This is a genomic window from Synechococcus sp. CBW1107 (genome assembly GCF_015841355.1).
In the GTDB taxonomy this organism is placed as follows: domain Bacteria; phylum Cyanobacteriota; class Cyanobacteriia; order PCC-6307; family Cyanobiaceae; genus Regnicoccus_A.
This window is the reverse complement of the sequence record NZ_CP064908.1, coordinates 1,656,030-1,674,618: the sequence shown is the minus strand read 5'-3', so window position 1 is coordinate 1,674,618 and position 18,589 is coordinate 1,656,030. Positions and strand designations below refer to the sequence as shown.

Annotated in this window: 20 protein-coding genes, 1 tRNA gene, 1 other RNA gene and 1 riboswitch; of the genes, 5 read left to right on the top strand and 17 right to left on the bottom strand. The window is 67.0% G+C overall.

Annotated features, from left to right (window positions below):
- Positions 1-103 precede the first annotated feature (103 nt).
- The 3 genes from I1E95_RS08655 to I1E95_RS08645 are packed head-to-tail and all read right to left on the bottom strand — an operon-like array spanning position 104 to position 1,657.
- Complete coding sequence (locus tag I1E95_RS08655; protein WP_231594506.1) at positions 104-550, bottom strand: cation transporting ATPase C-terminal domain-containing protein; 447 nt, start codon at positions 548-550, stop codon at positions 104-106.
- Entirely contained in the window at positions 519-1,271 is a 753-nt protein-coding gene (locus I1E95_RS08650) for an HAD family hydrolase (protein ID WP_197161319.1), read from the bottom strand. The genes I1E95_RS08655 and I1E95_RS08650 overlap by 32 nt, the downstream gene beginning before the upstream one ends.
- Positions 1,272-1,273: 2 nt before the next feature.
- The gene (locus I1E95_RS08645) at positions 1,274-1,657 is read right to left on the bottom strand and encodes a hypothetical protein (protein WP_197161316.1); all 384 of its coding nucleotides are present in this window, start codon (positions 1,655-1,657) and stop codon (positions 1,274-1,276) included.
- Between the two features lie 199 nt (positions 1,658-1,856).
- Between I1E95_RS08645 and I1E95_RS08640 the strand changes: the two genes are divergently transcribed.
- On the top strand, positions 1,857-2,054 hold the full coding sequence (locus tag I1E95_RS08640) for a hypothetical protein (protein ID WP_197161313.1): 198 nt from the start codon (positions 1,857-1,859) through the stop codon (positions 2,052-2,054).
- Between the two features lie 39 nt (positions 2,055-2,093).
- Entirely contained in the window at positions 2,094-2,966 is an 873-nt protein-coding gene (locus I1E95_RS08635; protein ID WP_197161310.1) for a sugar phosphate isomerase/epimerase, read from the top strand.
- Here I1E95_RS08635 and I1E95_RS08630 read toward each other — a convergent pair.
- The 10 genes from I1E95_RS08630 to I1E95_RS08585 form a co-directional block, all read right to left on the bottom strand.
- Entirely contained in the window at positions 2,911-4,035 is a 1,125-nt protein-coding gene (locus tag I1E95_RS08630) for an aromatic ring-hydroxylating dioxygenase subunit alpha (RefSeq protein WP_197161307.1), read from the bottom strand. The genes I1E95_RS08635 and I1E95_RS08630 overlap by 56 nt on opposite strands.
- Positions 4,019-4,786, bottom strand: coding sequence for an ABC transporter ATP-binding protein (locus I1E95_RS08625; RefSeq protein ID WP_197161292.1), 768 nt, complete (start codon positions 4,784-4,786; stop codon positions 4,019-4,021). The genes I1E95_RS08630 and I1E95_RS08625 overlap by 17 nt, the downstream gene beginning before the upstream one ends.
- 1 nt (position 4,787) lies before the next feature.
- Positions 4,788-5,534, bottom strand: coding sequence for an ABC transporter permease (locus I1E95_RS08620; RefSeq protein WP_197161289.1), 747 nt, complete (start codon positions 5,532-5,534; stop codon positions 4,788-4,790).
- Positions 5,531-6,616, bottom strand: coding sequence for an ABC transporter substrate-binding protein (locus I1E95_RS08615; RefSeq protein WP_197161287.1), 1,086 nt, complete (start codon positions 6,614-6,616; stop codon positions 5,531-5,533). Before I1E95_RS08615 ends, I1E95_RS08620 begins: the two co-directional genes overlap by 4 nt.
- 70 nt (positions 6,617-6,686) lie before the next feature.
- The gene (gene glnT / locus I1E95_RS08610; protein ID WP_197161284.1) at positions 6,687-8,075 is read right to left on the bottom strand and encodes a type III glutamate--ammonia ligase; all 1,389 of its coding nucleotides are present in this window, start codon (positions 8,073-8,075) and stop codon (positions 6,687-6,689) included.
- A complete protein-coding gene (gene hypB / locus I1E95_RS08605; protein ID WP_197161282.1) occupies positions 8,072-8,776 on the bottom strand; it encodes a hydrogenase nickel incorporation protein HypB in 705 nt (234 codons plus the stop codon). Before hypB ends, glnT begins: the two co-directional genes overlap by 4 nt.
- A 6-nt stretch (positions 8,777-8,782) precedes the next feature.
- A complete protein-coding gene (locus tag I1E95_RS08600) occupies positions 8,783-9,175 on the bottom strand; it encodes a hydrogenase maturation nickel metallochaperone HypA (RefSeq protein ID WP_197161280.1) in 393 nt (130 codons plus the stop codon).
- A gap of 3 nt (positions 9,176-9,178) precedes the next feature.
- Positions 9,179-10,342 carry an agmatinase gene (gene speB / locus I1E95_RS08595; protein WP_231594971.1) on the bottom strand — a complete coding sequence of 388 codons (1,164 nt, stop codon included), beginning with the start codon at positions 10,340-10,342 and terminating at the stop codon, positions 9,179-9,181.
- A 73-nt stretch (positions 10,343-10,415) separates the two neighbouring features.
- Positions 10,416-10,537, bottom strand: a riboswitch (guanidine-I (ykkC/yxkD leader).
- Between the two features lie 223 nt (positions 10,538-10,760).
- Complete coding sequence (locus I1E95_RS08590; protein ID WP_197161275.1) at positions 10,761-11,642, bottom strand: galactose mutarotase; 882 nt, start codon at positions 11,640-11,642, stop codon at positions 10,761-10,763.
- Between the two features lie 6 nt (positions 11,643-11,648).
- Positions 11,649-12,530 (bottom strand): alpha/beta fold hydrolase, encoded by an 882-nt coding sequence (locus I1E95_RS08585; protein WP_197161272.1) that lies wholly within the window; start codon positions 12,528-12,530, stop codon positions 11,649-11,651.
- 53 nt (positions 12,531-12,583) lie between these two features.
- Between I1E95_RS08585 and I1E95_RS08580 the strand changes: the two genes are divergently transcribed.
- Positions 12,584-12,880: a hypothetical protein gene (locus tag I1E95_RS08580; protein WP_197161270.1), complete on the top strand. Its 297-nt coding sequence runs from the start codon at positions 12,584-12,586 to the stop codon at positions 12,878-12,880.
- 37 nt (positions 12,881-12,917) lie between these two features.
- On the opposite strand, the gene I1E95_RS08575 is transcribed toward I1E95_RS08580, so the two are convergent.
- Positions 12,918-14,255 (bottom strand): cation:proton antiporter, encoded by a 1,338-nt coding sequence (locus I1E95_RS08575; protein ID WP_197161267.1) that lies wholly within the window; start codon positions 14,253-14,255, stop codon positions 12,918-12,920.
- Positions 14,256-14,532: 277 nt separating this feature from the next.
- On the opposite strand from I1E95_RS08575, the gene I1E95_RS08570 reads away from it, so the two are divergent.
- On the top strand, positions 14,533-17,055 hold the full coding sequence (locus tag I1E95_RS08570; protein WP_197161264.1) for a glycogen/starch/alpha-glucan phosphorylase: 2,523 nt from the start codon (positions 14,533-14,535) through the stop codon (positions 17,053-17,055).
- A 6-nt stretch (positions 17,056-17,061) separates the two neighbouring features.
- Here the strand turns inward: I1E95_RS08570 and I1E95_RS08565 are convergent, their stop codons facing one another.
- The 3 genes from I1E95_RS08565 to I1E95_RS08555 all read right to left on the bottom strand — a co-directional run bounded on the left by I1E95_RS08565 (position 17,062) and on the right by I1E95_RS08555 (position 18,116).
- Positions 17,062-17,535: a hypothetical protein gene (locus tag I1E95_RS08565; protein ID WP_197161262.1), complete on the bottom strand. Its 474-nt coding sequence runs from the start codon at positions 17,533-17,535 to the stop codon at positions 17,062-17,064.
- A gap of 73 nt (positions 17,536-17,608) precedes the next feature.
- A complete protein-coding gene (locus I1E95_RS08560; RefSeq protein ID WP_197161259.1) occupies positions 17,609-17,956 on the bottom strand; it encodes a hypothetical protein in 348 nt (115 codons plus the stop codon).
- Positions 17,957-18,042: 86 nt separating this feature from the next.
- Positions 18,043-18,116, bottom strand: a tRNA-Arg gene (locus I1E95_RS08555).
- 49 nt (positions 18,117-18,165) lie between these two features.
- Between I1E95_RS08555 and rnpB the strand changes: the two genes are divergently transcribed.
- Positions 18,166-18,575: RNase P RNA component class A (gene rnpB / locus I1E95_RS08550), an RNA gene on the top strand.
- Positions 18,576-18,589 lie beyond the last annotated feature (14 nt).

Here is an 18,589-nt window from a genome sequence, read left to right as displayed (position 1 = left end):
AACGGTGCAGCGGGGGCCTGGCGACACCCCTGCGGGTCGGTTCGGCCGCTCGGCATGAACTTGCCGTCACCTTACCGAGCGGGGTCCTGGGAGCCTGTCTGCCTCAGCCGGCCCAGCGCCGGTGGAACCAGCCCTTGGCCAGCTCGGCGCTGGCCACGTAGGCCAGCAGGATCAGCAGCAGAAACTCCAGCGGCAGGGGCACGAACCCGAACAGGCGCCCCAACGGCGTCCAGGGCAGGGGCAGGGTGAGCATGCCCACCGCGATCGTGGCCGCCACCAGTGCCCTTGAAGGGCGACTGTGGAGCAGAGGACCGCGGGTGCGGATCACCAGCACGATCGAGGCGGCCGAGAACACTGATTCCAGAAACCAGCCGCTGCGGAACTGGGCGGCGTCGGCGTGGAGGATCCGGAGCAGCACCAGGAAGGTGAGGACGTCGAAGAGAGAACTCACCAGACCGAAGGTGACCATGAACCGCTTGATGAACGGGATTCTCCAGCGGTGGGGGCTGCTGATCCACTCAGGATCCACCCGGTCGGAGGCGATGGTCATCTCCGGCAGATCGGTGAGCAGATTGGTGAGCAGGATCTGCTTGGGCAGCAGCGGCAGAAAGGGCAGGGCCAGGGACGCCACCGCCATCGAGACCAGGTTGGCGAAGGTGCGCCTTCCCTCGCGGATGCCCGCCAGCAGCACGGCCGGGTCGGGATCCAGCAGCACGATGTCGGCCGCCTCCCGGGCCACGTCCACCGCCCAGGTAGCCCACCACGTGGCCGGAGCGCCGCAGGGCATGGATCAGCCGCTCCTTCTGGCTGGGCTCGATCTCGGCGAACACATCCACCTGCTCGGCCCGCACCGGCAGGGCACTGTCGGAGAGCTGCTGCATCTGGGTGCCGGTGAGCACCTCCGGGTTGCGCAGACCGGCTTCACGGCCCACCCGTGCCGCCACCAGGGCATTGTGGCCGGTGATCATCTTCAGCCGCACCCCGAGACGCGCGAGTTCGGCCACGGTGGCCTTCACGCCGGGCCGGAGCGGATCCGTGAGTGCCAGCAGACCCAGAACGGTCATGCCGGTTACGTCGGTGCGGCTCACCGCGCGGGGCACCCGACACCCCTCGGCGCTCCAGGCGGCATACCGCTCGCGCAGGTCCGCCTCCACGGCCGCCAGCGGCACAACGGCGCCGGCAGCGGTTTCCGCCCGGTCACACACCTCCCGCACCTTGAGAAAGGCCCCCTTGGTGATCAGCACCGGGACGCCCTCCCTGCGGGCCAGCACGCTCAGGCGCTTGCGGTTGAAATCAAAGGGGATCTCATCGAGCTTGGTCCAGGCCGTGAGGTCGATGGCACCGGCCGTTGCAGGATCACGTTGACCGCGAAGATCGTGATCACCAGCACCAGGGTCAGCTCCAGCAGCAGCGCCCCGAAGCGGCGCACACCCCGCTCGAAATCCGTTTCCGGGCTGCGCTGGCGCAGGCGCTCGGCGATGGCCGCGAACTGGGTGGCGGCTCCGGTGAGCAAGCACCCGATGGTGGTGGCGGCCGTCTGAAGCATCCGCGCCACCGCGCCGGCCGCGCCGCGCTCCTGCCAGAACCCCAGCAGCCCGCTGATCAGCACGATCACCAGGATGATCAGGCCATCGGTGGGGGAATCCAGCAGAAACAAGAGCAGGGCCGCGGCCGCCAGGATCAGGATGATCGGGCTGGTGAACTGACGCAGCAGCAGCCCGGCAGCACGGCGACCGGCACGCTCCAGAAGGCCTCGGGGTCTCCAGGGGGGTCAAAGGGCTCCATCGGCCTGGGCGAACTCTCGGTAAACTGATGGGTCTGAACGCCCGGTCAAGACCGGTGCAGAGCTGATCGCCATGGCCACCACCGCCCAGGATCCCCGCCACCAGGCCCTCGTGCTGTCGCTGCGGCAGCGCATGGCCGAAGCGAGGGCCCGTGGCGATGCCAAGGCCCACCAGGCCCTGTTCCGCGAGGCGGTCTACCTCGGCATCCAGCCCAGCCTTCTGGATGTGGAGGATGCCCCGGCCGCACCGGACCACACCAGCGGTCGCTGAGACCGCTCCAAGCTCTCCGCATGGAACGCCGTGGAGGGCATGCAGGCCCTGATCCTGCACAGCCTCTGGGGATTCCAGGGTGGCCTGCAGGAGGCGATTCAGCGGGCCCGCCATCACGGCTTTGATGGACTCGAGGCGAATCTCGACCATCCAGCCCTGGCTGGCGCTGATCCCGGCGCGGTGGTGGCCGAGCTGGGCGCCGCCGGGCTCGCGCTGATCGTGGAGCTGGTCACAGGCAACGGCTACGTGCCCGATCTCGCCATGACAGCCGCCGAGCATCTGCAGCACCTGGCCAGTCAGCTGGAGCGCTGCCGCCGACTCGAGCCACTACGGATCACGGTGATCACCGGCAGCGACAGCTGGAGCCGTGCAGATCAGCACTGGTTCTGGGACCGGGCGCTCGTTCTGGCCGCCGCCGCCCCGGCACCGGTGACGTTCGAAACCCACCGTTCACGCAGCCTGGCGGACCCCTGGCGCATTCAGGACTGGATCAGTCGCTACCCGGATCTGCGGCTCACCGCCGACCTCAGCCACTGGTGCGTGGCCTGCGAGCGGCTGATGACACCGGACCTGGAGCCGATCCAGACCATCGCTGAGCGGGTGGACCACATCCACGCCCGGGTGGGGCATGCCCAGGGGCCCCAGGTGAGTCACCCGTTCGCACCCGAACACACCGAGGCCCTCGTGGCGCATCGGGCCTGCTGGCAGCTGTTTCTCGATCGGGCCCGAGCACGCGGCATGGAGCGCTTCACACTCACTCCGGAGTTCGGCCCCGACGGCTACCTGCCCACCCTTCCCTTCACGAACCAGCCGGTGGCCGATCTGCTGCAGATCAACACGGCCATGGCCGCCTGGCTCAGACGCGAGCTGGAGACGAAGACGGAGTCGGAGTCGGCGGCTCCAGGCCCATGATCCGCGCATAGAGCGCCTGCTGGTGCAGGATCCGCCGCTCCAGCCGATGGGCGGGGCCGGGCGTCAGACCGCTGGCGTAGCCCCGCTGGGCCGACTCCACCAGGGCCCGGTCCTCCTCCAGAAACGCACGCAGTTCCTCGATCCAGGCTTCGCCCCGGGCCTTCTGGGCGGGATCACCCAGCAGCCACACGTGGAGGAGGCAGTGGCCGGGATCACGGGGAGGAAAACTGATCAGGGCCAGGCGCCCATCGGGCCAGGCCAGCAGATGAATCCAGGGCGGAGCCCCGAAGGTCAGGAACTCCGGCGCCTCCGCATCAGCAGCGCTGCCCTGAAGGGCAACCGGGGTGGCCAGCAGGTTGGCGTGATCGGCGAAGCGATGCCGGTAGTGGCGCACCGGCCCCTGCTGGCGGTGCAGGGTGTTGGGGTGCGCGATGGCCACGTGGTAGTCGTCGAGGGTGTTGTCGTGGGCAACCTTCCAGTTGCAGGCCAGTTCCGACTCCAGGCTGGCCAGCAGCACCCTTGGCCGCTCCAGGGCCGGGCCCAGCTCCTGCTCCACCAGATCCAGCTGGTGCTCGAGGGGCAGCGGATCCTGGCCGATCGCCACCCAGAGCATCGAGCCGCGCACCGCGCAGGCCAGTTGGATCAGGGGCCAGTCCTCGCGTGCGAAGGGATCCACGAACTCCGCTTCCCGGGCCGCGGCCCGCAGGCTGCCGCCGAGGTCGTAGGTCCAGCCGTGGTACGGACAGATGAGACGTCGGCAGGGCTGGGCCGCCTGTGCCGGGGGCAGCAGGGCCACCCCGCGATGAGGGCAGCGGTTGAGGAACGCCCGCGGCGGACCGCCGGGGGAATGGGTGAGCAGCAGGGGGCGATCCAGCAACTCGAGAGCCAGGGCTGTTCCTTCCGGCAGGCTGGAGAGTGGTGCCACCGGATGCCAGAAACGGGGGGCGTAAACCTGCCGCTCTCGTTCGGCCACCGGGGCGGAGCGATAGAGCTCCGCCTCCAGAAAGGGGCGCTGGCCGAACTGATCGCCTGACGCGTCCACGGCGGCCGGTTCAGAGGGTGGCGCCATCAAGGGTGCGCAGGGTGTTGACCAGTTCCTCCCGCAGCTCCAGAAACGGAGCGGACACCCTCAGGTGGGCCAGGTTGGAACGATCCAGATCCGCCTCCACCGTCCTGACGATGCGACCCGGACGCGGCGCCATGATGTGCACCCGCTTGGCCAGCAGCAACGCCTCCTCGAGGTCGTGGGTGATCAGCAGAGCCGTGAGCCCGGAGCGCTCCCAGAGCTGATAGAGAAACTCCTGCATCGATTCGCGGATCTGCAGATCCAGGGCGCCGAAGGGTTCATCCAGCAGCACCACCTTGGGATCGGCCGCCAGGGCGCGAGCTATCGCCACCCGCTGCTGCATGCCGCCGGAGAGCTCCCGCGGCAGACGCCGGGCGGCATCCTGCAGACCGACCACCTCCAGGAAGTAGCCCGTGCGCTCCCGGACCAGGGCCTTGGGCAATCCCTGCAGCGTCATGCCGAAGGCCACGTTCTGGGCCGCGGTCATCCAGGGGTAGAGGCTGTACTTCTGGAACACCATGCCCCGGTCGGGGCCGGGCCCGCGCACCGAACGGCCGTCCAGGGCGATCACACCGGCACTGGGGCTCTCCAGGCCGGCGATCAGGCGCATCACCGTGGATTTGCCCGAACCGGAGCTGCCCACCAGGGCGACGAATTCACCGGAATCGATCGAAAAGCTGATGTCGTCGAGCACCAACTTGGCGCGGCGGCCCTCGCCGAAGGTTTTGCTGACGCCGTTGACGGACAGATGCATGTCAGTTGGCCCACGCGCAGCTGCGGCGCAGCAGAAAGCGGAAACCCAGATCGATGAACAGCCCGATCAGGCCGATCACGATCAGGCCCACGAAGATCTCATCGGTGCGCAGGAAGCGCTGGGCCAGGCTGATGCGCTTGCCCAGGCCTTCGTTGGCGGCCACCAGCTCGGCCACGATCACCAGGTTCCAGGCCGAGGCCATGTTGATGCGGTAGGCATCAATCACCTGGGGGGCGATGAAGGGGGCCACCACGCGGGTGAGGATCGGCAGGCCACGGCCTCCAAGGGTGAGGGCCGTCTCGATCAGCTCGGGCGGCACGAACTTCACCGCATCCATGATCATCAGGGTGTTGAAGAAGAAGGTGCCGACGAAGATCAGCAGCACCTTGGGCAACTCCCCCAGACCGAAGTAGATGATCAGCAGGGGGATGAACGCTGGCGCCGGCATGTAGCGGATCAGACCCAGCAGCGGCTCCAGCAGGCGGCAGATCAGCGGATTGCTGCCCATGGCGATCCCCAGGGGCAGGGCCAGGGCCGCGGAGAGGGCGAAGCCCAGGAACACCCGCCGGATGCTGGCGATGGCATCACCCACCAGGATTCCGCCCTGGAACTGATCACTCGCGGCCTGCCAGACCGCCGGCGGGCTCGGCAGAAAGAGGGGATCAACCGCGCCGCTGAGACTGATCAGCGACCAGACCAGCAGCACCGCGCCGATCCCGAGGGGACCGAGCAACCAGGGACTCCTCATGGCGCCGCGTCAACGAAGCGCGCATCGAAGAGCTTGGTGAGATCAGGCGGTGTCTTGGCCAGTCCCACCTCCTGCAGGAAGGTGCTGATCTCGGCCGCGGCAAAGGGGAGCGAAGCCATGGTGCTGCCCGGCTTGAGCGCCTCACGGTTCTGCTCGAGCGTGAAGATCGTGGTGCCGGCGTCGTACTCCTTGTATTCGGCCTCGCTCACCCCAGCCCGGGCTGCCAGGATCGTGAGGCTGGGGCCAGGATTGGCCTTGATCTCCTTGAGGGTGGCGAACCAGGCATTCACCACCTTCTGCAGCTGCTCGGAGTTCTTCTCGACGAACTCCGTGCGGCAGACCAGGTGATCGCTGATGGCACCGGGGAACTCCTTGGAGGACACCAGGGTTGTGCTGCCGGCACGCTTGAGCGCCTGGGTGGTGAAGGGAGCGAACACACCCACGGCATCCACCTTCTCGGCCACGAAAGCTGCTGCGGCCGCCCCCGTTTCCAGCGGCACGAAGTCGATGTCCTTGGATGAGAGGCCCGCTTTCTTGAGGCCCAGCAGCAACAGGTAGTGATCGACCGTGCCCTCCTCCGCAGCCACCTTGCGGCCCTTGAGCTGAGTCACGTCCTTGATGCCCTGGGCGGCGATGATCTGGTCGTTCCCGGTGGAGTTGTCATTGGTGAGCACCACCCGCAGGTCGGCGCCTCCGGCGATCGAACTGATCGTGTCGTTGAGGGTCTGGCTGTTGCAATCGAGCTGGCCGGCGTTGAGCGCATTGATTGAGTCGAGGTAGCCATCGAACCACTGCAGGGTCACCGGCACCCCCGCCGCGGTGAACAGGCCCTTCTCCTCGGTGACCTTCCAGGGAATCCAGCCGGGCCAGGCGCTGTAGCCGATGCGCACGGGGGAGGCACCCGGCTTCGGAGGGCTCTGGCAGCTGGCCAGCAGTCCGCCGCCGAGCAGCGCCGTCAGGCCAAAACCGAGCAGACGTTGAAAGCGCCGGCGCGGATGGGGCGGCCGGTGCTGCTGAGAACGCGAGGGCGCGGCGGCAGGTTTGGCGGTGGAGCCGGGATCGGAGTGCGGATTAGAGATCATTGGTTGAGTGGCGAAGACAGGCTGTAAAGGAATAAAGGACTGGGAGAAACAAAAGCGTGGTGGAGATGGCTCAGAGAAATTCGAGATAACGCGTCAGCTCCCAGTCCGACACGCAGCCGTGATACTCGGCCCATTCGGCTCGTTTGTAGTCGATGAAGGCGTCAGCCATGGCATCACCGAACACCGCGCGGGAAAGTGGATCGGCGGCAAAGGCCTCGATGGCTTCACCCAGGGTTCGTGGCAGAACCTTCAACCCCCTCCCGACCCGCTGCTCGGGGCTGAGCCGGTAGGCGTTGACGAGATTGGGTGAACCAGGATCCAGCTCGTCGCGGATGCCTTCCAGCCCGGCCGCGAGGATCATCGCTGCTCCGAGATAGGGATTACAGGCACTGTCGGCCGCGCGGCATTCCACCCGGCCGCCAGCGGATGGAATCCGCAGCATGTTGGTGCGGTTGTTGTTGCCGTAGCAGATGAACACCGGCGCCCAGGTGAAGCCACTCATGGATCCCTGGGCCACCAGACGCTTGTAGCTGTTCACCGTGGGGGCGATCACGGCGCAGATCGCCGGAGCATGGCGCAGGACCCCGGCGATGAACTGCTCCGCCAATGGGGTGATGCTGCCAGGGGCGTCGCCCGCGAAGAGATTTCGTCCCGTGGCCGGATCCGCCAGCGACATGTTGAAGTGGGCGCCGCTGCCGGTGCGATCACTGAAGGGTTTGGGCATGAAGCTGGCGATCAACCCGTGGCGGTGGGTGATCTCCTTGAGCATCAGCCGGAAGAAGGTGAGGCGGTCTGCCATGGTGAGCGCCTCGGCATAGGCGAAGTCGGTCTCGAACTGCCCATTGCCATCTTCGTGATCGAAGGAATACACCCCCCAGCCGAGATCATTCATCGCCTGCACCAGCTCATCGAGCCAGGGCAGATTGTCGAGCAGGCCGGTGAGGTCGTAACAGGGTTTCTCGAGGGTGTCGCGGGAGCTGGCGGGCCGGAGGGCTCCATCGGCACCACGGCGCAGCACGAAGAATTCGGTCTCGATGCCGAGGTTGAAGCGGAACCCCATCCGCCGGGCTTCAGCGAGGGCACGAATCAGAATGTTGCGGCTGCAGGCCTCGAAGGGCTGCCCGTGCAGATGCAGGCTGCTGGCCAGCCAGACCACATCGCGGCGCCAGGGCAACACCGTGGCGGTGGCCAGGTCGGGGATCGCCGCCACTTCGTCGTCGCTCACGTCCTGGGGGACGCCATCGAGGGCGGCACCGGTGAACAGTTCCGAGCCAGCGAGCATCGCCTCGAAATGATCCAGAGGCACCGCTTTGGCCTTGCTGGTGCCGTGCAGATCCACGAAGCTCGCCAGGGCATAGCTCACCCCCTGACTGAGGAGATCGAGCTTGCGCTGCTGCCAGCTGAGCTGGGGTTCCGTGAGCGGATCGGAGGACGACACCAGGGAATGCAGACTGCTCATCCCACCTCCGCCAGCACGGCCGCGCGGGTGTGCTCCCTGGTGGTGGTCAGCACCCACTGGATCCAGTCCTCGAGCCCGGCGCCGCTGCTGGCCGAGACCTGAAAGACCACAGCCTCAGGGTTGACCGCGCGGATGTGCGCTTCGATGCGGCTCACCTCGACCGACAGGTAGGGGAGCAGATCCACCTTGGTGATCAGCACGCAATCGGCCTCTCGGAACATCACCGGGTACTTGAGTGGCTTGTCGTCGCCTTCGGTGACGCTGAGGAGGGCCACCTTGAGGTGCTCGCCCACCTCGAATTCAGCAGGACAGACCAGGTTGCCCACGTTCTCCACCCAGAGCAGATCGAGAGCGGCCGGGTCGAGCTGAGCCCGGAGCTGGCGCAGGCCACCGCTCACCATCGCCGCATCGAGGTGGCAGGCGCGACCCGTGGTGATCGGCACCACCGGTACCCCCACCGCTTCCAGGCGCTGGGCATCGAGCTGGGTGGTCATGTCGCCCTCCAGCACCGCCATCTCCAGCTGCGGCGCGAGAGCCGTGATCGTGCGCTCCAGCAGGGAGGTCTTGCCGGCGCCGGGGCTGCTCATCACGTTGAGGCAGAGCAGGTTCCAGGCCTCGAAGTGCTCGCGGTTGTGCTCCGCCTGGTGCTGATTGGCGGCCATCAGGTTCAGGCCGAGAGTGTCGCTGAGGGGCATGTGCATGGGGGATCAGCGCGAGGGAACGGCAGCGGGATCTGAGATCTGCTGAGGCAGGCTGTAATCGACGGAGCGGATGCGCAGCTCGCGGCCGCTGACGATCTCCTCCATGGGCCGATCGCAGCAGGGGGAGCGGTAGGCCCGCTCGGGATCGGGGGCGTAGACATCGGAGCAGCCCAGGCAGCGGGCCCTGAGGGGAACGGTGTCGATCTCGAGCGTCGAGCCGTCGAGCCAGGTGCCCTTCACCGCGGCGGCGAAGGTGAACCGCAGCGCCTCCGGTTCCACACAGGTGAAATCACCCACCTGGAGATGCACCGCCGCCACCACCGGCGTCTGGGGCTCCTGCCCACGCTTCCACTCCTGCAGGGAGAGCAGCAGGCACTTGGTCATGTCGACCTCATGCATGGCTCACCTCCACGCCTGATCGACGGCCATGTTGCAGGTGTCATGCAGCCAGGCCGGGCGCTGCCTGCGCGGCAGCTGCCCGCTGACCACCAGATGAGCCATGGTGTCGCAGATCACCCGCGTGGCCATCAGCGAGGTCATGTCGCTGATGTCGTAGGGGGGCGACACCTCCACCACCTCAAGGCCGCAGACCGGCACGTTGCGCACGATCAGCTCCAGCAGCTTGAGCGCTTCGCGCGGCAACAGGCCGCCGGGCTCAGGCCAGCCCGTACCCGGCACGAAGCCGGCATCGATGCAGTCGATGTCGAAGGAGATGTAGACGCAGTCGGTGCCATCGGTGGCGCGCTCGATCGCGAACTGAGCCGCCGCCTCCAGGCCCATGTCGCAGATGTCGGTGACCGTGAGCACGTTGGTGCCCCGCTCCCGGCAGACCTTCACCCCCTCGCGCGGCACCTGCCAGCCGCCGATGCCCAACTGCACCAGGTTCTGGGCCGGGGCGTTGGCCATGTTGGTGGCATGGAACCAGGGGCAGGTGTGCATGCGCTCGTCGAGATCGATCTCCTGGGTGTCGACATGACGATCGAAGTGGATGATGCCGACTTTCTTGTCACCCAGGTGACGGCAGACCCCGCGCACGGTGGGGAAGCCGATCGAATGATCGCCGCCGAGGATGATCGGGAAGGCGCCACTCGCGAACACGTGAGCCACGCCCTTGGAGATCTGATCGAAACTCTTCTCATTGTTGGCGGGGATCGTGAAGATGTCGCCGACATCGCAGAGCCTGATCGACTCGCGCAGATCCACACCCATTTCGTAGTTGTAGGGCGTGTAGAGCGCCGAGATGCGCCGGATGCCCTGGGGGCCGAAGCGGGTGCCGGGACGGTAGGTGGTGCCGGAATCGTGGGGCACGCCCAGGATCGCCACATCGAACTCGCCGACGCGATACACGTCTTCGATGTAGGGCGCCTTCATGAAGGTGTTGATGCCCGCGTAGTGGGGCAGCTCACCGCGGGAGAAGGTGGAGATGCGCCGATCGACGATGCTCTCGGCCGCTTCGAGTCCATAGCGCAGGCCCTGATCCACCTCCTGCTGCCAGCCGGTGAGAGGCAGCCGGGCCTCCTTCTCAAGGGCCTCGGCGCCCTGGCGGCCAGCGGGCGAGGCCTGCATACAACGGTCGAAGGCCCCTTCCGGGCCTGAAGATGCGGTCATGGCACAACACGGAGGTGGGGGGGGGGGTGCGGTCTCCCGGGCTTTTATCCCTCCGTGCAACCGGGTGACCCCGGTGAGCTTCTCTCGGACCAGACGCCGCGCCGGGCTCGCCGAAGCGAACTGACGCCAACCGGAACCCTAGAAGCTGCTTCCGCCTCCGAACCCTCACCCCATCAGGAGCCTGGCGCTGTGATGGTCGCTACCAGGGCGTGAATCCCGGGGCTGGTCGACAGGCCGGAGAATCCCGCCTGTCCGCCCCAGACTCCCTGTCCTGGAAGCGAGTGCCCAAGGGCGGCACCTCAGGGACGAAGTCCATGCCATCCCCGCCCACCCATCGGATGTTGAACAAGACATGGGTCTGGGGGACCGTGTTGGATCACTCCTGATCCTCAGGGCTGAACCCGGAACCCTCGATGAGCTGGTAACGGCAGGCGAGCCGGCAGGTCTGCCCGGGAGGCAGCACCAGCCGCCGCTCACCGCTCACCAGAGCGCCCCGGGGTGCCGTCCAGGGCTCGAGGCAGACCATCGAGCGGGGAGGATCGCTCCAGACCACCGCCAGATCGAAGGGGGCTTCGGCCTGCAGCTCCAACGCCAGGCCCGTCTGCTGATCCAGCAGGCGCACCGGACCAGCGGGCTCGACCAGCAGATCCACCCCCCGCTCGAGCAGCTCCAGCAGCGGGGCGGTAGCAGCGGGCGCCATGGAGCCGTGGTCGAAGCACTCCTCCGGCAGGCCCTGCAGCACCGTCGAGGCCAGGGAGGACACGGCGAAGTAGGGGTGCAATCCGAAGGCGAACGGCAGTGGTTGCGACCCGGAGTTGTGAACCAGCACCGTGATCGCCAGAGCCGCTGGCTCCGGACGCAGCTCAAGTTGCAGCCGGAAGGGGAACGGGAACATCGCCAGGCTGATGGGGCTCTCGCTCAGGCCCAGGCGCACGCCGTCCCCGACCTCCAGCTCCTCGAGCTCCCAGGGCAGATCCCGGGCAAAGCCATGCTGCTTGAGCGTGAAGCTGCCCTGCGGCAGCGGCAGCTGATCAGCGGGGAGGTTGCCGCAGATCGGGAACAGCACCGGCATGCCGCCCCGCACCGAGAGAGACGGATCGGCGAACCGCTCCTCATCGAGATAAAGCAGCTCTCGCCCGTTGCAACGCCAGCCGCTGAGCAGGCCGCCCCTCTCCGGCACCAGCCGCAGGAGATCCCCGCCTGCCCCAGTGCTGAACTCCCAGTGGGGGTAAGGCGTGGTGCGGTGGGTCAGGGGCATGGCAGCTCAGGCATCGGGCAGGCTCGCGAGCCACTCCAGCAGGGCAGCGTTCACCTGCTCGGGCACTTCATCGTGGGGACAGTGACCGGCATCGAGCACCACCTCCCTGGTGCCGGCTGGAGCATGGCGCTGGAAGGCGGCGCGGCGCCCGGCGGCGTTGATCCAGGGGTCGCGGATCCCCCAGAGCAGCAGCAGAGGGGCCTGGAGCTGGGCGAAGAGTTCGTCCAGGGGCTGGCCACGGGGGATGTCAAAGACGGTGCGGAACACGCCGAAGGCCCCAGGATCCAGCGAGGGCCGCCGGATCGCCTCCACCAGCTCCTCATTCACGTTGGTGCGATCGATGTAGACCTGATTGAGGGTGCGCCGGATCGTCGCCGGGCGGCGCAGGTTCTCGAACAGCAGGCGCTGCAGCACTGGACTGCGCAACAGGGCGCCGCCGATCGTGCGCTTGGTGATCGCGCCCCAGCCCTTCGGCTCGGCCTGCTCGTCGCTGAAGGGTCCGGCGGCATTGATCAGCACCACCCCGGCCGCATCGGGGCCCAGGGCCACCCCCGCCGCCAGGGCGGCAAAGCCGCCGAGGGAATTGCCCACCAGCACCGTGGGCCGGCCGATCCGCTCCCGCACGTAGGCCACCAGCTGATCCCGCCAGAGACCTCCTCCATAGGGCAGGCCCTGGGTCTTGGCACTGCGGCCGAAGCCCAGCAGATCGAGGGCATGCACCTCATGGCGCTCGGCCAGCACGGGAATGTTGTAGCGCCAGTGGTCGGTGGAGGCGCCGAAGCCATGCACCAGCAGAACAGCCGGGCCCTCGGGCTGAGCCGGTCGGCTGGCCAGGGCATGGACCCCGTGTCCTCCATGGGTCCAGGGCTCGGAGCGAGGGCCGATCAACGCAGGTGTGGCTTGGTCGTCGATGCTAGGGATCACTTCGGGGGGTTCGCTCCGTGCTCGAGCTGTCCAGCCTGCTGCCGGGAACGGCCCTGTGGGCGCTGGCGTTGTACCTGCCCCTCTCGCTGCCCCTGTCCCGGCTGGAAGAAGCTCTGGCGGAGGGGCCGCTTTCCGATGGGCTGCGTCAGATCGTGCTGCTGCTGAGCAGCGTGCTGCTGGCCTTTGCCGTGGGGGGGATCACCCAGCTGGGGCTGAGCTGGGTGCTGAGCCCCAGCTGGGCCGCCAGCCTGGGGTTGATGGCTGTGCTGGCCGGGGCCTTCTGGACCCTGGCCTCACGGCGCGACGAGAGCTGAGCCGGCGCGGGCCTGGCCGGCTGAAACGGTCGCAGGATCAGGCCAGCTGCTCGGCCAGCTTCTCCTCGCGGCTGAGCACAAGCCGCAGCAGGATCGGTGAGAGGAACGTGGTGCCGATCACCATCAGCAGGATCGCCGCCTCCAGAGCCGGGGTGAGCAGGCCGGCCTGGGTGCCCAGACCGAGGAAGATCAGGCCCACCTCGCCGCGGGGCATCATGCCGATGCCGACCACCAGACGGTTGGTCTTCTCCTTGCTGAAATAGGTCCAGCCTGAGGCCACCTTGCCGATGATCGCGACCACCAGCAGGAAGGCGGCCATCACCAGCCCTGGGCGGTTGGCGGGGTCCATCGGGTTGAGCACGGTGAGGTCCATGCTGGTGCCGATCAGCACGAAGAAGATGGTGGCGAACAGCGACACCAGCGGCTTCACCGTTTCCTGAATCGCGTGGGTGTGGCGGGATCCGCTCAGGATCAGACCGGCGGCGAAGGCCCCGAGGGCCGCCTCCAGACCGATGGCCTGGGCGGCGAAACAGCAGACGCAGAGCACCACAAAGGAGGCCACCACCACCTCGCCGGGGGCTTTGAGCAGATCCAGCAGCCAGTCGAAGGCCGGGGCTGCCGTGCGGCTCAGGAAGAGGGAGACGCCGACGAACAGGGCCGCGGCCAGGAGCAACTTGATGATCGGACCCACCTCGAGGGCACCGCCGCCGGCCACAGCCACGACCACCGCCAGGATCACGATGCCGAGAATGTCATCGAGCACGGCGGCGCCGATCACCGTCTGCCCCTCGCGGGTCTTGAGGTATTTGAGTTCGCCGAAGACACTGGCCGTGATGCCGATGCTGGTGGCGGTCATCGCGGCGCCGGCGAAAATGGCCGGAATCAGCGGCACGTGGAAGAAATAGAGCAGGCCGAAGGTGCCGAGGGCGAAGGGCAGGGCCACGCCCGTGCAGGCCACGGTGGTGGCCTGGGCTCCCACCGCCATCAGCTCATCGAGCTCGCTCTCCAGCCCCGTCAGGAAAAGCAGGGCGAACAGGCCGAGGGTGGCCACCGCCTGCAGGTTGGGGAAGGTCTCGATGTAGATCGACTGGACCGCCTCGGGCGGCAGCGAAGAGAGGGAGGCCACGGTGGACGTGAACCAGTTGCTCAGCTCCGCCCCGGTGTCCGGTGGAAGGATCAGATGCAGGCCCGAGAGACCGATCAGCACGCCCGCCACCAGCTCGCCGAGGATGGTAGGGAGCTGCAGGCGCACCATCAGCTCGGCCAGGGTGCGCGCGGCCAGGAAAATCAGCAGGAAACGGCCCACGCCGATCAGGGTTTCGGCCACCTCCACGTTGTGGTTGCCGATTTCGAGCAGCAGGGTCGGAAAGGTCATGCAGGCCGGTGTCGCGGCACTTGAGTGAAGTTGGCCGCGACGTTAGACGGGATCGGCCGCGGGGATCGGAATCTGTCCAGACGAATCCCTGGCCACCATCAGTGAATCCACACCGAACAGCGGTGGATCCGGCGCCGGCCCAGCGGCCCGCTCCGCCTGCAGGGGCATCGCCCTCGCGACTGGGCCAGACTGGCCAGACGCACGGATCGGACCGGCATCGCGTTTCACCGCCATCCGTTGTTCAGCTTCGCCGCTTCACCCCCTTCGCCCCGCCCCCATGACCGAAGCTCCGCCCAGCCAGCTGAGGCTGCCCACCCCGGGCTGTTTTGCCGACCCTGATCGCAGCGGCCTGACGGCCGATGGTGTCTTCGACGGCATGACCGAGCACCTCTTCTACACACTCGGCAAGCTCGCCCCCACGGCCAGCCATCACGACCTCTACGTGGCCCTCAGCTACGCGGTGCGCGACCGGCTGATGACCCGCTACCTGGCGGGGATCGAAGCGATCTCGGCCACGCCTGCCCGCGTGGTGGCCTACCTCTCAGCCGAATTCCTGATCGGTCCCCAGCTGGACAACAATCTGCTGATGCTCGGCATCAGGGACGAAGCGGCCGAAGCCCTGCGCCGTTTCGGCATCGACTCGCTCGAGGAAATCCTCGACGTGGAGGAGGAACCGGGTCTGGGCAATGGGGGACTCGGCCGCCTGGCCGCCTGCTATCTGGAATCCCTGGCCAGCCTCGAGATCCCTGCCACCGGCTATGGCATCCGCTACGAGTTCGGGATCTTCGATCAGCTGATCCGCGATGGCTGGCAGGTGGAGATCACCGACAAATGGCTCAAGAGCGGCTGGCCCTGGGAACTGCCCCGCCCCGATCAGGCCTGTTTCGTCGGCTTCGGCGGCCGCACCGAGAGCTACCGCGACAACGAGGGGGCCTACCGGGTGCGCTGGATTCCCTCCGAGCACGCCATCGGTGTTCCCCACGACGTGCCGGTGCTGGGCTACAGGGTGAACACCTGCAACCGCCTGCGGCTCTGGCAGGCGGAAGCCTCCGAGAGCTTCGATTTCTACGCCTTCAACATCGGCGACTACTACGGAGCCGTGGAGGAGAAGGTGGGCTCCGAAACCCTCTCGAAGGTGCTCTACCCCAACGACGGCACCGATGAGGGCCGGCGCCTGCGCCTCAAGCAGCAGCACTTCTTCGTCAGTTGTTCCCTGCAGGACATGCTGCGCAGCCTGGAACTGCGTGACCTGCCGATCACCGACTTCCCGGAGCACTGGGCGGTGCAGCTGAACGACACTCACCCGGCCATCGCCGTGGCCGAGCTGATGCGGCTGCTGATCGATCACAAGAACCTCAGCTGGGATGACGCCTGGGACATCACCACCCGTTCGTTGGCCTACACGAACCACACCCTTCTGCCCGAGGCCCTGGAGAAATGGGGCCTGGATCTGTTCGGCTCGCTCCTGCCGCGGCATCTGGAGCTGATCTTCGAGATCAACCGACGCTTCCTGCAGACGGTGCGGCTGAAGCATCCGGGCAACGAGACGATGCTGCGCCGGGTGTCGATCATCGATGAGAACGACGGCAAGGCGGTACGGATGGCCCACCTGGCCACCGTGGCCTCCCACCACGTCAACGGCGTGGCGGCCCTGCACAGCGAACTGGTGCGTACACAGCTCTTCCCGGAATTCGCCTCCCTCTGGCCGGAGAAATTCACCAATGTCACCAACGGCGTCACCCCCCGACGCTGGATCGCCCTTGCCAACCCCCTGCTGAGGGAGCTGCTCGATGAGGTGATCGGCCAGGACTGGGTCCGCAACCTGGACGAGCTGCGCAAGCTGGAGGCCTTCCAGAACGATGCAGGCTTCCTGGAGCGCTGGGGCCAGACCAAGCTGGCGGTGAAGCGTCAGCTGGCCCACTACATCCACCGCCAGAGCGGGCTGCTGGTGGATCCCTCCACGCTCTTCGATGTGCAGGTGAAACGGATCCACGAATACAAGCGCCAGCATCTGAATGCCCTGCAGGTGATCGCCCAGTACCTGCGCATCAAGAACGGCTTGGGCGACACCCTCGCCCCGCGCACCGTGATCTTCGGAGGCAAGGCGGCTCCCGGCTATTACATGGCCAAGCTGATCATCCGCTTCCTCAACGGCATCGCCGAAACGGTCAACGCCGACCCGGACATGGACGGCCGCCTGAGGGTGGTGTTCCTGCCCGACTACAACGTCAGCCTGGGGCAACGGGTGTATCCGGCCTCGGACCTCTCCGAGCAGATCTCCACGGCCGGGCTGGAGGCCTCCGGCACCGGCAACATGAAATTCGCCATGAACGGAGCACTCACCATCGGCACCCTCGATGGCGCCAACGTGGAGATCCGTGAGCAGGTGGGCGCCGAGAATTTCTTCCTCTTCGGGCACACCACCGACGGCATCGAGGCCCTGCGCGCGGGGCCCTACCACCCCTGGGAGCTGATTCCGAGCATCCCGGAACTGCCGGAGGTTCTGCACCTGGTGGAGCAGGGTCACTTCAGCAATGGCGACACGGAGCTGTTCAAGCCCCTGCTCCAGAACCTCACCGGCCGGGATCCCTACTTCGTGATGGCGGACTTCAGCGACTACATGCGCGCCCAGGACGCGGTCAGTCAGGCCTGGGGTGATCGCACCACCTGGAACCGGATGTCACTGCTGAACACGGCACGCACCGGCTTCTTCAGCAGCGACCGCTCCATCCGTGAATACGCCGAGAGGATCTGGCGGGCGGAGCCGTTCCCGGTGACGATCAGCTGCGTGATCGACTGAGGGGCCTCAGGGCCGGTGGTCCGGAAGGTCGGGGGTCTGGTGGAGCAGGCGGTTCAGCCGCAGACGGTCGGCATTGAGGGGGTCGGGGGCCAGCTCTCCGGCCACCTCCCGGAATTTCTGCTCCACATCCTCAGGCACACGCACATCGAAGATGCGCTCCATCAACGCTTCGATCGAGAACAGGTGGGCGTTGATGTTCTCGAGATCGGCGATCGCCTGCTGCAGGCCCTCCTCCTCGGGAGCGCCAGCGGCCCCTGACGCAGCTGCGGAGGCGGGCTGAGGGGCCGGCACCTCGGCTTCGCCGTCACCCTGGCTCTTCTGCAGCTCTTCGAGCACCCGGCCGGCCAGGGTGCGGAAGGACTGCAGGGCCGCCCAGTTCAGTTCCTGCTGCTGCCGCAGGGTGGGGTTCTCCCGGATCAATCGGTCATGTTCCCGATAGAACCGTTGGCAGTCAGGGCATTGGCAGGGCTCTTCGGGCACCGCGCTCCCTTGGTTCCTTAACGTCCATCATGGCATTGGATGCTCAGGGGCGCCGCCGAGAACTCCTGATGGCTCAGACCAGACGATCGAAGGGGCCGAGCAGGTCCAGCTGGTCGTCGTCATCGTCGCTGTCGTCGCCGTCCTCCTGGATGCTGGGCAGCGGGATTTCGATCGAGCTCACCAGCTGGATCACATCGCGCAGGCGCATCGAGTCGGCGAACCAGCCCATCGCCTGCTCCATGTCGCCCCGTTGCTCCGCCTCGACCGACTGCTCCTGATGCACTTCGGCCAGGAGGGCCAGCCAGCAGAGGCAGCGGGCCTGGACGACAGAGAGATCCAGCTCGTCGGGCTGACTGCGGGCGATCCGTTCACCCTCCTGCTGAACCAGCAAGCGCAGACGGAGATCGTGAAGCTCGTTCATTCAGGATTCACGGCCGCGCCCACGCTAGCCAGGGAGCACTGTTTGGGAAGGCCACCACCGGTAGCGTTCCCTACCACGTGGGCAGACGGGGCTGGCGGGACTCGAACCCACGACCTACGGTTTAGGAAACCGTCGCTCTATCCGGCTGAGCTACAGCCCCAACGTCACCATTATCCGACCCGATCCCCACGCAACCTAAACTCGGCTTCGAAAGCAGGCGAGGTGGTCGCGATCGAAGGGTGACGCCGGCTTCGGCTGGTGGCTCCGGCTTCGGTTGAGGAAAGTCCGGGCTCCCCAATGGCCAGGCTTGCTGGGTAACGCCCAGTGCGGGTGACCGTGAGGATAGTGCCACAGAAACACACCGCCGATGGCCGGGGCCTGGCCCCGAGCACAGGCAAGGGTGCAAGGGTGCGGTAAGAGCGCACCAGCAGCATCGAGAGGTGCTGGCTCGGTAAACCCCGGCTGGGAGCAAGGCCCAGGGACAACGGTTGGCCATGACACCCGTCCCGACACAAGTGCGCCGCTCGAGGCCGTCGGTAACGGCGGTCCCAGACAGATGCCCACCCCGGTCCGCCCCGGCGGACCGGAACAGAACCCGGCTTATGTCCTGCTTTCACCCTTTCCGGCCTCTGC

What these genes read in the sequence shown, in the direction of transcription:
- I1E95_RS08600 (WP_197161280.1), bottom strand. Translation starts at nt 9,175, where the DNA reads ATGCATGAGGTCGACATGACCAAGTGCCTGCTGCTCTCCCTGCAGGAG.
- I1E95_RS08630 (WP_197161307.1), bottom strand. Translation starts at nt 4,035, where the DNA reads ATGGCGCCACCCTCTGAACCGGCCGCCGTGGACGCGTCAGGCGATCAG.
- I1E95_RS08655 (WP_231594506.1), bottom strand. Translation starts at nt 550, where the DNA reads ATGACCATCGCCTCCGACCGGGTGGATCCTGAGTGGATCAGCAGCCCC.
- speB (WP_231594971.1), bottom strand. Translation starts at nt 10,342, where the DNA reads ATGCAGGCCTCGCCCGCTGGCCGCCAGGGCGCCGAGGCCCTTGAGAAG.
- I1E95_RS08640 (WP_197161313.1), top strand. Translation starts at nt 1,857, where the DNA reads ATGGCCACCACCGCCCAGGATCCCCGCCACCAGGCCCTCGTGCTGTCG.
- hypB (WP_197161282.1), bottom strand. Translation starts at nt 8,776, where the DNA reads ATGCACATGCCCCTCAGCGACACTCTCGGCCTGAACCTGATGGCCGCC.
- I1E95_RS08575 (WP_197161267.1), bottom strand. Translation starts at nt 14,255, where the DNA reads ATGACCTTTCCGACCCTGCTGCTCGAAATCGGCAACCACAACGTGGAG.
- I1E95_RS08560 (WP_197161259.1), bottom strand. Translation starts at nt 17,956, where the DNA reads ATGAACGAGCTTCACGATCTCCGTCTGCGCTTGCTGGTTCAGCAGGAG.
- I1E95_RS08620 (WP_197161289.1), bottom strand. Translation starts at nt 5,534, where the DNA reads ATGAGGAGTCCCTGGTTGCTCGGTCCCCTCGGGATCGGCGCGGTGCTG.
- I1E95_RS08570 (WP_197161264.1), top strand. Translation starts at nt 14,533, where the DNA reads ATGACCGAAGCTCCGCCCAGCCAGCTGAGGCTGCCCACCCCGGGCTGT.
- glnT (WP_197161284.1), bottom strand. Translation starts at nt 8,075, where the DNA reads ATGAGCAGTCTGCATTCCCTGGTGTCGTCCTCCGATCCGCTCACGGAA.
- I1E95_RS08625 (WP_197161292.1), bottom strand. Translation starts at nt 4,786, where the DNA reads ATGCATCTGTCCGTCAACGGCGTCAGCAAAACCTTCGGCGAGGGCCGC.
- I1E95_RS08590 (WP_197161275.1), bottom strand. Translation starts at nt 11,642, where the DNA reads ATGCCCCTGACCCACCGCACCACGCCTTACCCCCACTGGGAGTTCAGC.
- I1E95_RS08615 (WP_197161287.1), bottom strand. Translation starts at nt 6,616, where the DNA reads ATGATCTCTAATCCGCACTCCGATCCCGGCTCCACCGCCAAACCTGCC.
- I1E95_RS08635 (WP_197161310.1), top strand. Translation starts at nt 2,094, where the DNA reads ATGCAGGCCCTGATCCTGCACAGCCTCTGGGGATTCCAGGGTGGCCTG.